This is a genomic window from Formosa agariphila KMM 3901 (assembly GCF_000723205.1).
GTDB classification, from domain to species: domain Bacteria; phylum Bacteroidota; class Bacteroidia; order Flavobacteriales; family Flavobacteriaceae; genus Formosa; species Formosa agariphila.
Genome location: NZ_HG315671.1, coordinates 2880584 through 2893911, shown reverse-complemented (window position 1 = coordinate 2893911; position 13328 = coordinate 2880584). Strand labels below are relative to the sequence as shown.

6 protein-coding genes, 2 tRNA genes and 3 rRNA genes are annotated in these 13328 nt (G+C 37.4%); 7 read left to right on the top strand and 4 right to left on the bottom strand.

The features are described 5' to 3' along the window. Positions 1-1164 precede the first annotated feature (1164 nt). The 4 genes from rplT to thrS form a co-directional block, all read right to left on the bottom strand. Positions 1165-1509: a 50S ribosomal protein L20 gene (gene rplT, locus BN863_RS12020; RefSeq protein ID WP_038530925.1), complete on the bottom strand. Its 345-nt coding sequence runs from the start codon at positions 1507-1509 to the stop codon at positions 1165-1167. A 104-nt stretch (positions 1510-1613) separates the two neighbouring features. After that, on the bottom strand, positions 1614-1811 hold the full coding sequence (rpmI, locus tag BN863_RS12015; RefSeq protein ID WP_038530922.1) for a 50S ribosomal protein L35: 198 nt from the start codon (positions 1809-1811) through the stop codon (positions 1614-1616). 60 nt (positions 1812-1871) lie between these two features. After that, on the bottom strand, positions 1872-2420 hold the full coding sequence (gene infC, locus BN863_RS12010) for a translation initiation factor IF-3 (RefSeq protein WP_084817534.1): 549 nt from the start codon (positions 2418-2420) through the stop codon (positions 1872-1874). A gap of 34 nt (positions 2421-2454) precedes the next feature. After that, a complete protein-coding gene (gene thrS / locus BN863_RS12005; protein ID WP_038530919.1) occupies positions 2455-4389 on the bottom strand; it encodes a threonine--tRNA ligase in 1935 nt (644 codons plus the stop codon). 501 nt (positions 4390-4890) lie between these two features. Here thrS and BN863_RS11995 point away from each other — a divergent pair. From BN863_RS11995 to BN863_RS11965, 7 genes are all read left to right on the top strand, one after another. Further along, entirely contained in the window at positions 4891-5781 is an 891-nt protein-coding gene (locus tag BN863_RS11995) for a hypothetical protein (protein ID WP_242404028.1), read from the top strand. Positions 5782-6808: 1027 nt separating this feature from the next. Further along, positions 6809-8327, top strand: a 16S ribosomal RNA gene (locus BN863_RS11990). A 92-nt stretch (positions 8328-8419) separates the two neighbouring features. Further along, positions 8420-8493, top strand: a tRNA-Ile gene (locus BN863_RS11985). 89 nt (positions 8494-8582) lie between these two features. Beyond that, positions 8583-8656: transfer RNA gene (locus BN863_RS11980), tRNA-Ala, on the top strand. Positions 8657-8905: 249 nt separating this feature from the next. Next, positions 8906-11739 (top strand): 23S ribosomal RNA (locus BN863_RS11975). A 141-nt stretch (positions 11740-11880) separates the two neighbouring features. Then, positions 11881-11987 (top strand): 5S ribosomal RNA (rrf, locus tag BN863_RS11970). The 16S, 23S and 5S rRNA genes sit together here with 2 tRNA genes alongside, the layout of an rRNA operon. Before the next feature lie 206 nt (positions 11988-12193). Then, positions 12194-13327 (top strand): efflux RND transporter periplasmic adaptor subunit, encoded by a 1134-nt coding sequence (locus tag BN863_RS11965; protein WP_038530914.1) that lies wholly within the window; start codon positions 12194-12196, stop codon positions 13325-13327. The last annotated feature ends 1 nt before the right edge of the window (position 13328 follow it).

The window sequence follows — 13328 nt, the reverse complement described above, 5'->3', positions numbered from 1 at the left end:
ATGTGGCGTTCGAGCGTAGTCGAGAACATAAATACGTTTCACTCTTTTATCTATAGATGAGCAATTTGTATTTATTAGAACGTTAAATTCATGCTGTATGAAACGATTTTAATAACTAAAAAAGAGTTAAATCTTCGATTGTGTGAGATTGATAAATTGCCTTTTTTTTTAAGATTATGTGAAATTGAAGAAATCCCAAGTTAATATGTGGCGTTCGAGCGTAGTCGAGAACCTAAGTATGTAGCACTCTTTTATCCATAGATGAGCAATTAGTATCTATTAGAACGTTAAATTCATGCTGTATGAAACGATTTTAATAACTAAAAAAGAGTTGAATCTTTGAGAATGTGAGAATGATAAATTGCTTTTTCTTTTAGAGGATATGCGAAATCGCGAAAATCCCATGTTATTATAGGGCGTTCGAGCGTAGTCGAGAACATAAATACGTAGCACTCTTTTATCTTTAGAAGAGCAATTAGTATCTATTAGAACGTTAAATTCATGCTGTATGAAACGATTTTATTAACTAAAAAAGAGTTGAATCTTGGAGAGTGTGAGAATGAAAAATTGCATGCAGAGTTGTAGATTACCATGGTTGATTCTCGACGCCACTCCAACATTATTGTAAGGCTGTTTAAGTGCTCAATACTTAATCTTTTACCTTTCCTTTTATGTCATATTTTAAACTATGAATTAATAAGTTATTGCAGGGTGTTCGAGCGTAGTCGAGAACCTAAGTATGTAGCACTCTTTAATCTTTAGAAGAGCATTTAGTATCTATTAGAACGTGAAATTAATGCTGTATGAAACGATTTTAATAACGAAAAGGGAGTTGAACCTTTGAGAGTTTGAGAATGCAAAATTGCCTTTTCTTTCAGGGAATATGTGAAACTGGAGAAATCGCAAGTTATTGCAGGGTGTTCGAGCGTAGTCGAGAACATAAGAATCAGTAGAATCTTTTCGTAATTAATTAATCATATAAATGTAAAAACGCAACAATCAGGAATAATACGAATATAGCGTAGGTGAGTGTTTCTATTAGTTCAAGCTTAAGGATTTGTATAACATTGCAGATGTTGTCTAAATAGCAGGCATAAAAAAACCGACTCTTTTCAGAATCGGTTTTAATTTATAAGCGAAATGTTATACAATTAGGCTAACGCCTTATTTTACTTTATCTACTATTGCTTTGAAAGCTTCAGGGTTGTTCATCGCTAAATCGGCTAAAACCTTACGGTTTAATTCAATATTATTAGCTTTTACTTTTCCCATGAATTGAGAATAAGATAATCCGTATTGTCTAGCTCCTGCGTTAATACGCGTGATCCAAAGTGCACGGAATGTTCTCTTTTTATTTCTACGGTCTCTGTATGAATAAAGCATTGCTTTATCAACCGCGTTTTTTGCTACTGTCCAAACGTTTTTACGACGTCCGAAGTAACCTTTTGCTTGCTTAAGAACCTTTTTTCTTCTGGCTCTTTTTGCTACTGAGTTTACTGATCTTGGCATTTCTTAAATGTGTTTTGTAGTAGGCGGTCAAATTAAATTGACACTTTTTATGTTTTGGCCTAACTCCAGGGTTATTAAATTGTTTTAACCAATTAAAACAAATATTACTTTAAACGTAATAAAGTTTTAATATTGTTCTCATCTGCTTTATGTACTAAACCATCATGAGTTAATTTCAGCTTACGCTTTTTAGACTTCTTTGTTAAGATGTGACTCTTAAAGGCGTGCTTTCTTTTAATTTTACCAGTACCTGTTAACTTGAAACGTTTTTTGGCACTAGATTTTGTTTTCATTTTAGGCATCTTGTTCTCCTAGTTTTAAATTATTTCGCTTAATATTTTTAACCTGATTACTCTCAGGATTTACTTTGATTTTTTTGGAGCAATAAACATAGTCATACGTTTACCTTCCAATCTTGGCATTTGTTCTACTTTTCCGTATTCTTCAAGATCTTGTGCTAAGCGCAACAATAAAATCTGACCTTGTTCTTTAAATACAATAGAACGTCCTTTAAAGAATACAAAAGCTTTTAACTTTGCACCTTCTTTTAGGAACTTCTCAGCATGCTTCTTTTTAAATTCATAATCATGATCATCGGTTTGAGGACCAAAACGAATTTCTTTAACTATAACTTTAGTAGCCTTGGATTTTAAAGCTTTATCACGTTTCTTTTGTTCGTAAAGAAACTTTTTATAATCCATGATCTTACAGACAGGGGGCACCGCTTTAGGTGAAATTTCAACAAGGTCTAGTTCCTGCTCTTCGGCAAGGGCTAAAGCTTTCCTTGTTGGATAAACTCCAACTTCTACATTGTCACCTACTAATCTAACTTCTTCAACTCTAATCTTAGAATTGATTCTATGCTGATCTTCTTTTTCAACCCTTCTCGGGGCTTGTTTTTTTCTACGTATTGCTATGGCTATAAAATTTTAGTTAAACTCTTATTTAAAACTGTTTTAATGTTTTATTTGTTTCTCTTTGTACGATTTCGGCGAACGCTTCGATAGTAATACTACCTAAATCTTCTCCACCGTGTTGACGTACAGATATTTTGTTTTCTTGTTCTTCACTCTCACCGATAATAATCATATATGGAATCTTTTTCATCTCCGCTTCACGGATTTTCTTTCCAATTGTCTCATTTCTATTATCTACGAGGGCGCGAATTTCGTGATTTTCTAGCAAATTTAAAACTTTTTCACCGTATTTTTCATATTTCTCACTAATAGATAATATAATAACTTGCTCAGGGACTAACCATAGTGGGAAATTACCTCCAGTATGTTCTAATAATATGGCTATAAAACGTTCCATACTTCCAAAAGGAGCACGGTGAATCATAATCGGACGGTGAGATTCATTATCACTTCCTTTGTACGATAATTCAAAACGCTCTGGTAAGTTGTAATCTACTTGAATTGTTCCTAATTGCCATTGTCTTCCTAAGGCATCCTTCACCATAAAGTCCAATTTAGGGCCATAGAATGCAGCTTCACCAGCTTCTATAACATAATTTAAACCTTTGTCTTTAGCAGCGCTTATAATGGCTTGTTCTGCTTTCTCCCAGTTTTCAACATCACCAATATATTTATCCGGATTGTCTAAATCTCTAACAGATACTTGAGCTGTAAAGTTTTCGAATCCTAAAGAACCAAAAACATAAAGCACTAAGTCTATTACATTTTTAAATTCTTGATCTAGTTGGTCTGGTGTACAAAAAATATGTGCATCATCTTGAGTAAATCCTCTTACACGTGTTAAACCGTGAAGTTCTCCACTTTGTTCGTAACGATAAACGGTTCCAAATTCAGCAAAACGCTTTGGTAAATCTTTATAAGACCATTGCATACTGTTGTAAATCTCGCAGTGATGCGGGCAGTTCATTGGCTTTAATAAAAACTCTTCACCTTCTTTTGGAGTGTGTATTGGCTGAAAGCTGTCTTCACCATATTTAGCATAATGACCAGAAGTTACATACAATTCCTTTTGTCCGATATGTGGTGTAACAACCATTTCGTAACCTGCTTTCTTTTGTGCTTTCTTTAAAAAGTTCTCTAAACGTTCTCTTAGAGCAGCACCTTTGGGTAACCATAATGGTAACCCTTGACCAACTTTTGCAGAGAATGTAAATAATTCTAATTCTTTACCAAGTTTTCTATGATCACGTTTTTTTGCTTCTTCTAATAAATGAAGGTATTCAGTTAACTCTTTTTGTTTAGGAAAAGAGATTCCATATACACGAGTTAGTTGAGGTTTATTTTCGTCACCTCTCCAATATGCACCAGCAACAGATAAAACTTTAACGGCTTTAATAATGCCAGTATTAGGAATATGACCTCCACGACATAAATCTGTAAAGGAAGAATGGTCACAGAATGTAATTGTACCGTCTTCCAGGTTTTCAATTAACTCCGTTTTATATTCATTATCCTTATAAGTTTCTAGAGCTTCTGCTTTAGAAATTGCTCTTAAGCTAAAGTCGTGTTTACCACGAGCAATTTCTAACATTTTGTTTTCTATAGTTTTGAAATCCTTGTCAGAAACAACATGCTCTCCAAAATCTACATCATAATAAAAACCATTTTCAATAGCTGGTCCGATAGTAAGTTTTGCGCCTGGGTACAATTCTTCTAATGCTTGTGCTAACACGTGAGCAGAAGAATGCCAAAATGCTTTTTTACCTTCATCGTTATTCCACGTATATAATACTAAAGATCCATCGGTGGTTAATGGGGTAACAGTTTCAACAGTCGTACCATTAAAACTAGCCGAAATTACGTTTCTAGCTAATCCTTCACTAATGCTTTTCGCGACCTCCATTGGAGTCGTGTTCTCTTCAAACGATTTTATACTACCATCCGGTAATGTGATCTGTATCATATTATATATTAAAATTGAATTTGCAAAGATAAGAGTATATAAATAGAGATACAATATATATGCATAAAATTAGGCAGACGTTTGTTTAATATTTTAAATAAATCTGTATGTAGCTGTTTCCTTGTCTAATAAAGAAGCATTTTGTTTGATAAAATTAAATTGATATTGAATGATGTTTTTAATGTAGTCTTAGTTGTTATTTTACCAATTTTAATAGATTTTGGATTTATAAGTAGTGCGGATTAGAAGATTATTTATCCAAACTTTCTTGCGATGAAACCTTTTGAAGACTTGTATTCTGCAGTGTCTATAGTTTGTTTCTTTATTAATGTCAAATATACATTATTAATGTGTTCTATTTGTGTTGTTCTTAAAATAAGTGTGTTTAAATTGTTGTAAATCATTAATATAATAGAATTTAGTTGTTTTTTAATTTGTTTTAAATATATTTGAATAATTAACGTTAAAATGACGTTTATTAACAAATTAACTATTTAAACTATGAAAACCAAAGACAATCAAACGCAAAACCAATCCGTTTTTAGTCTGAAAAACACAAAGTATTTAGAAAACCAAAAAAGGAGATTGTATTGTATGTCGCTTTTAATTCTTTTAGTGCTTTTTAATTTTGGAGAGACTAGCGCACAGGAAGATGGTGTGGAAGATGCATATAAACCATTTAGTATAGGCGCGCATTTAAAAAACATGCATTTATGGCATGGATCCGTTGTGCATCCTGGGGCAGTTATAGCTACAGATCTTGAGTATAATTCTCGTAATCAAAAATTCACCTTCGGATTTTGGGGTGGTGCAAGCTTTTCAGGTAGAGATGTGTTTAATGAAGCTACCAATGAATATGTAAGTGCCTATTATAAAGAGTTTTCAATTTATACCAGTTATCGTATTTCCGATAAATTCTTTATAGAAGCTGTCTCTCATAATAATTATACGGGTGTAGAAGAACGGGGAGATGAATTGCAGTATTGGAGTTACGATAAAACTCAAGGTTATAATTTTGTAGATGTTAGTTTTGGTTATAATGTAACGCCTAACACTTTATTGTACTTAGCAACAATTATAGGTGGTGGTTCTGGGGATTATCAAATAGAAGCAGATGGGTCGTTAAAAAACTCTTGGACACAATATTTTGAAATAAATAGTAAGGTTTGGAAAAATGAAAATTCTAACCTGTCTGTTTTTGTTGGGGGTGCATGGTCTTTTTTTACAGATAAAACGTTTTACACGGAAGGAGCAGGGAATGTAGTTAATGTAGGAGCAACTTTTAATCGAGATTTTAATGTGATAAATTATAAGGTGCCAGTTGCTGTAACTGCTATGTGGAATCCAGAAGCACAGAAAACCGTATTGCAGTTAGATATTGCTTTGTTTTAATTGATGTATATATATAGGTAGTAGAAGTTAATCTTTGTTGTGAATTATATTATAGCTTAATAACGTTGTGATGGTATTTAAGATTGATATATAAGGTGTGAACTTTAATAACTGGAGTGTTTTATAGAGTGTTATTTGTTTATATTATATGACTTGAGTTTTTTTTGACAATAAGTAAGTGTTATTAATATGAATGGTATGCTTTATATTAAAGAGTATGTACTACTAATTAAGTTGAATTTCTGTAAAGAGTAATTTGTACTATATATAGTGTTTTTCTGATTGTTGAAAAAGCTGAGTTGTTGTATGTGGTTTACCTATATATAGGAGTAATATATCGAATAGGTTAGTATGGGGAGATATATATTGTTGCCTGATTTATATTATGCGGGTGTTATAAAGTGGTCTTTAAGTATGAAGGTCCTCGATTTTGGGGTTAAAAGCATAAACTTCTGTATTACTCTCAAAATAAACCTATACCTAACCATCTAATATCAATGTATTTACAAATTATTTCAAAAAAAAGGTTATAATAAATTAGTTTGATAAGAAAGAAAGGTGGTATATTTGCACCCGCTTAGCGACGCAACTACGGTAGTTTAGTTAGGCAAGACGTTCATTAGCAGAGTTTTATTTATTAGATTTAGATTAGTTTCAAAAAAAGATAAAAAAAGCTTGTTAGTAACAAAAAAGGGTGTAAGTTTGCACCCGCTAAAAACGGCAACGTTTTTAGAAAACAAAGTTCTTTACAAATTGTTTTATTGGAGTTGAAAACGTTTCAAAACGGGTTCAAAAAAAAACTTCAAAAAAACATTGTGAGATTAAAAAAAGGGTTTTATATTTGCACCCGCTTAACGAGGCAACAAGTTAAGAAACACAGAGAAATAAGTTCATTAACATATTGAATTGACAGCGTAGATAATAACTGGAAACGGTTATTATCAACAAAAAAGAATAAACCATTTTGAGTACCAACATTTAATTCCATTAGTTGTTAAAAGTAATAGTCGAAAGACTTAAAAATTTAACGATGAAGAGTTTGATCCTGGCTCAGGATGAACGCTAGCGGCAGGCTTAACACATGCAAGTCGAGGGGTAACAGATGCTTGCACAGATGACGACCGGCGCACGGGTGCGTAACGCGTATGCAATCTACCTTTTACAGGGGAATAGCCCAGAGAAATTTGGATTAATGCCTCATAGTATATAGTTGTGGCATCACAATTATATTAAAGATTTATCGGTAAAAGATGAGCATGCGTTCTATTAGTTAGTTGGTAAGGTAACGGCTTACCAAGACTACGATAGATAGGGGCCCTGAGAGGGGGATCCCCCACACTGGTACTGAGACACGGACCAGACTCCTACGGGAGGCAGCAGTGAGGAATATTGGACAATGGGCGAGAGCCTGATCCAGCCATGCCGCGTGCAGGAAGACTGCCCTATGGGTTGTAAACTGCTTTTATACAGGAAGAAACACTGCTACGTGTAGCAGCTTGACGGTACTGTAAGAATAAGGATCGGCTAACTCCGTGCCAGCAGCCGCGGTAATACGGAGGATCCAAGCGTTATCCGGAATCATTGGGTTTAAAGGGTCCGTAGGTGGACAATTAAGTCAGAGGTGAAATCTTGCAGCTCAACTGTAAAATTGCCTTTGATACTGGTTGTCTTGAGTTATTATGAAGTAGTTAGAATATGTAGTGTAGCGGTGAAATGCATAGATATTACATAGAATACCAATTGCGAAGGCAGATTACTAATAATCAACTGACACTGATGGACGAAAGCGTGGGTAGCGAACAGGATTAGATACCCTGGTAGTCCACGCCGTAAACGATGGTTACTAGCTGTTCGGACTTCGGTCTGAGTGGCTAAGCGAAAGTGATAAGTAACCCACCTGGGGAGTACGTTCGCAAGAATGAAACTCAAAGGAATTGACGGGGGCCCGCACAAGCGGTGGAGCATGTGGTTTAATTCGATGATACGCGAGGAACCTTACCAGGGCTTAAATGTAGATTGACAGGACTAGAGATAGTTTTTTCTTCGGACAATTTACAAGGTGCTGCATGGTTGTCGTCAGCTCGTGCCGTGAGGTGTCAGGTTAAGTCCTATAACGAGCGCAACCCCTGTTGTTAGTTGCCAGCGAGTCAAGTCGGGAACTCTAACAAGACTGCCAGTGCAAACTGTGAGGAAGGTGGGGATGACGTCAAATCATCACGGCCCTTACGTCCTGGGCTACACACGTGCTACAATGGTAGGGACAGAGAGCAGCCACTGGGTGACCAGGAGCGAATCTATAAACCCTATCACAGTTCGGATCGGAGTCTGCAACTCGACTCCGTGAAGCTGGAATCGCTAGTAATCGCATATCAGCCATGATGCGGTGAATACGTTCCCGGGCCTTGTACACACCGCCCGTCAAGCCATGGAAGTTGGAAGTGCCTGAAGTCCGTCACCGCAAGGAGCGGCCTAGGGTAAAGTCGATAACTAGGGCTAAGTCGTAACAAGGTAGCCGTACCGGAAGGTGCGGCTGGAACACCTCCTTTCTAGAGAAAGACGACTATTGGAAAATAGTAAACAAGGAAAAGAGATTGTTTATTCTTAGCTGTTAATTTAAAATACAAACTATTATAGTTAGAGTCTCATAGCTCAGCTGGTTAGAGCGCTACACTGATAATGTAGAGGTCGGCAGTTCGAGTCTGCCTGAGACTACTAAGTATAAAAGTAAAGGAAATTCTAGAAGCTAGAGTAGTGGTTATAAGTACTAACTACTAACTACTAATTACTATCTACTAGTAATTGGGGGATTAGCTCAGCTGGCTAGAGCGCCTGCCTTGCACGCAGGAGGTCATCGGTTCGACTCCGATATTCTCCACGAATTAATGTAAAAATTAATTAATTAAAAGATGTAACAATTCGTTGGTACATTAATACATTATAAAATTGATACATTGATAAACGTTCATTGACATATTGAAAAAGATACATAAAAATACATTAAGATATTTGATTATGTAGTATTGCACATACTATATAAGATATATTTTAAACAATAATAATTCGTTGTTAGTTAAAGTTTACGAGCTTTTAACTAATAACAAACTCATTAAAAAAGCAAAAAGTACAATAAGCTAAATAAGGGCGTATGGGGAATGCCTAGGCTCTCAGAGGCGATGAAGGACGTGATAAGCTGCGAAAAGTTGCGGGGATTGGCACATACAAATTGATCCGCAAATATCCGAATGGGGCAACCCACTATATTGAAGATATAGTATCCTTAGGGAGGTAAACCCGGAGAACTGAAACATCTAAGTACCCGGAGGAGAAGAAAACAAAAGTGATTCCGTAAGTAGCGGCGAGCGAACGCGGATTAGCCCAAACCAGTAATGTTACGGCATTGCTGGGGTTGTAGGACCACGATATTCAGACCATGATGAATTAGAACACTTTGGAAAGAGTGACCATAGAGGGTGATAGTCCCGTATAGGTAAAGATTGGCGCGATAGTGGTATCCTGAGTAGTGCGGGGCACGTGAAACCCTGTGTGAATTTGGCGGGACCATCCGTTAAGGCTAAATACTCCTGAGAGACCGATAGTGAACTAGTACCGTGAGGGAAAGGTGAAAAGAACCCTGAATAAGGGAGTGAAATAGATCCTGAAACCATACGCTTACAAGCGGTCGGAGCACGTTTACGTGTGACGGCGTGCCTTTTGCATAATGAGCCTACGAGTTACCGTTGCTAGCAAGGTTAAGTGATTAAGTCACGGATCCGTAGCGAAAGCGAGTCTGAATAGGGCGCTTTAGTTAGTAGTGGTAGACGCGAAACCGTGTGATCTACCCATGGGCAGGTTGAAGCTGTAGTAACATACAGTGGAGGACCGAACCGGTTGACGTTGAAAAGTCTTCGGATGACCTGTGGGTAGGGGTGAAAGGCCAATCAAACTCGGAAATAGCTCGTACTCCCCGAAATGCATTTAGGTGCAGCGTTGATTTATAGTTTTATAGAGGTAGAGCTACTGATTGGATGCGGGGGCTTCACCGCCTACCAATTCCTGACAAACTCCGAATGCTATAAAATGTTGATCAGCAGTGAGGGCATGGGTGCTAAGGTCCATGTCCGAGAGGGAAAGAACCCAGACCATCAGCTAAGGTCCCCAAATATATGTTAAGTTGAAAAAACGCGGTTGAACTGCTTTGACAGCTAGGATGTTGGCTTGGAAGCAGCCATTCATTTAAAGAGTGCGTAACAGCTCACTAGTCGAGCGGTTCGGCATGGATAATAATCGGGCATAAACATATTACCGAAGCTATGGATTTATAATTTATTATAACTGGTAGGGGAGCATTCTATAGGTGTAGAAGGTGTACTGTGAGGTATGCTGGAACGTATAGAAAAGAAAATGTAGGCATAAGTAACGATAATGCGGGCGAGAAACCCGCACTCCGAAAGACTAAGGTTTCCTCAGCTATGCTAATCAGCTGAGGGTTAGTCGGGACCTAACGCGAACCCGAAAGGGGTAGTGGATGGACAACAGGTTAATATTCCTGTACCTGCTCACACTAAAAGTGACGGAGGCGAAAAGTTAGTGCGTACTGACGGAATAGTACGTTGAAGCGAGTGGTAACACCGCGATAGTACACTGAGACTACGGTCAAGGTGATAATCTAGCAAATCGACTTCCAAGAAAAGCAAGTGAAGCAGCCCGTACCCTAAACCGACACAGGTAGTTGGGATGAGAATTCTAAGGAGCTCGAGAGATTCATGGTTAAGGAACTAGGCAAAATAGACCCGTAACTTCGGGAGAAGGGTCGCCCCACTTCGGTGGGGCCGCAGTGAAAAGGTCCAGGCGACTGTTTATCAAAAACACAGGGCTATGCTAAATTGAAAGATGACGTATATGGCCTGACACCTGCCCGGTGCTGGAAGGTTAAGTGGTGGGCTTAGAGGTTTACCTCGAAGGTCTAAAATGAAGCCCCAGTAAACGGCGGCCGTAACTATAACGGTCCTAAGGTAGCGAAATTCCTTGTCGGGTAAGTTCCGACCTGCACGAATGGTGCAACGATCTGGACACTGTCTCAACCATGAGCTCGGTGAAATTGTAGTATCGGTGAAGATGCCGATTACCCGCTGTGGGACGAAAAGACCCCGTGCACCTTTACTATAGCTTAGTATTGGTTTTGGATAAGTAATGTGTAGGATAGGTGGGAGACTTTGAAGCGGCATCGCTAGGTGTTGTGGAGTCATTGTTGAAATACCACCCTTTGCTTATCTAGAGTCTAACCTTCATTCGAAGGGACAGTGCTTGGTGGGTAGTTTGACTGGGGTGGTCGCCTCCAAAAGAGTAACGGAGGCTTCTAAAGGTTCCCTCAGTACGGTTGGTAATCGTACGTAGAGTGCAATGGCATAAGGGAGCTTGACTGAGAGACCTACAAGTCGATCAGGTACGAAAGTAGAGCATAGTGATCCGGTGGTTCCGTATGGAAGGGCCATCGCTCAAAGGATAAAAGGTACGCCGGGGATAACAGGCTGATCTCCCCCAAGAGCTCATATCGACGGGGGGGTTTGGCACCTCGATGTCGGCTCGTCACATCCTGGGGCTGGAGAAGGTCCCAAGGGTTGGGCTGTTCGCCCATTAAAGTGGCACGCGAGCTGGGTTCAGAACGTCGTGAGACAGTTCGGTCTCTATCTACAGTGGGCGTTAGAAATTTGAGTGGATCTGACTCTAGTACGAGAGGACCGAGTTGGACCAACCTCTGGTGTATCTGTTGTTCCGCCAGGAGCATTGCAGAGTAGCTACGTTGGGAAGGGATAAGCGCTGAAAGCATATAAGCGCGAAACCCACCACAAGATGAGATTTCTTTAAAGGGTCGTGGGAGATGACCACGTTGATAGGCTATAGGTGTAAAGGCAGTAATGTCATAGCCGAGTAGTACTAATAACCCATAGGCTTATTGTACGCCTGTTTTTTTATAAGAGTACAAGAATTATTATTAGGATTTATATGTATGTCACCTTCGGGTATTTTTCAATATGTTAAGATATTTGCGCTAAAGCGCGGTTGATTAGTTTTCTAAGTGGAAATTAACAATCAACAATTTAAGGTGATTATTGCAATGGGGCTCACCTCTTACCATTCCGAACAGAGAAGTTAAGCCCATTAGCGCCGATGGTACTGCATTGTGGGAGAGTAGGTCGTCGCCTTTTTTATACTAAATCCTCAACATTTATTTGTTGAGGATTTTTTTGCTTTAAATCCATCTTGAAACTCACATTTAAATACTGAGTTTCTGCTTTTCTTCATATATAACAGACTTACTGCTAGTTAATTAAATATTTTATGATTTTTTTAAGAGTTTTAAAATTAACTTAACGATAGTTTTAAGGTCTTAAATAGCACTAAACTTAATTACATGCGTAAAATTTTACTTTCTATTATCGGAATACTACTTATTGTGTTTTCCATATTTTTGGCTAATCAATTAATAGATTCTAAATCTAAACCAAAACCTGTCAAAGAAAAGATTATTAAAACAGTATTTATAGATACTGTTACAAATTCAACGGTACCAATTCTAATTCCTGCTCATGGTAGTTTAGTGGCTAAACGTAGACTTGAGTTATATTCTGAAGTTCAAGGGATTTTTAAACCTAGAACAATTCTCTTTAAACCTGGACAAGAATTCAACAAAGGTCAAGTTTTAATTGATATTGATGCTTCAGAATATTATGCCAGTGTGCAATCGGCAAAAAGTAATCTTTATAATGATATAGCTGCTATTATGCCTGACTTACGTTTTGACTATCCTAAAATGTATCAGAAATGGCAAAACTATCTTGTTAATTTCGATTTAGAAAAGTCTACACCTAGTTTACCCGAGATGACCAATGAAAAGGAAAACTATTTTATTACGGGACGTGGTATTGTTTCTAGTTATTATAATGTTAAAAACTTAGAACAGCGATTGTCTAAATATAGAATTTTGGCACCCTTTAAAGGTGTTTTAACAGAAGCTTTAGTAACCGAAGGTTCTTTAATTCGTAGTGGACAAAAATTAGGAGAGTTTATAGACCCTTCAAGCTATGAAATGGAAGTTGCATTAAGTACATCTTATGCTACTTTACTAAAAGTAGGCGAAGAAGTAAAACTAAATAATTTAGAACATACAGAAACATTTATTGGTAAAGTGTCTCGTGTTAATGGTAGTGTAGATCCGTCTACTCAAACCATTACCGCATTTATTGAAGTTAAAAATGATACGCTTAAAGAAGGTATGTATTTAGAGGCGAGTTTAAATGCTAAGGAGGAAGAAAATGCAATAGAAATAGATAGAAGTTTGATGTTAGATGGTAATCAAATCTTTGTGGTTGAAAACAATGCTCTTAATGTAATGGATGTTAAAGCAGTGTTTTACTCAGAAACAACTGTAGTTTTAAAAGATATTCCAAACGGAACTGTCATTTTAGGAAAACCCGTTCCTGGCGCTTATGCTGGAATGCTAGTTAAACCATTTTCTTCAGAATCTAATAACACAGACAATTTATAAG

What these genes read in the sequence shown, in the direction of transcription:
- rplT (WP_038530925.1), bottom strand. Translation starts at nt 1,509, where the DNA reads ATGCCAAGATCAGTAAACTCAGTAGCAAAAAGAGCCAGAAGAAAAAAG.
- rpmI (WP_038530922.1), bottom strand. Translation starts at nt 1,811, where the DNA reads ATGCCTAAAATGAAAACAAAATCTAGTGCCAAAAAACGTTTCAAGTTA.
- thrS (WP_038530919.1), bottom strand. Translation starts at nt 4,389, where the DNA reads ATGATACAGATCACATTACCGGATGGTAGTATAAAATCGTTTGAAGAG.
- BN863_RS11995 (WP_242404028.1), top strand. Translation starts at nt 4,891, where the DNA reads ATGAAAACCAAAGACAATCAAACGCAAAACCAATCCGTTTTTAGTCTG.
- BN863_RS11965 (WP_038530914.1), top strand. Translation starts at nt 12,194, where the DNA reads ATGCGTAAAATTTTACTTTCTATTATCGGAATACTACTTATTGTGTTT.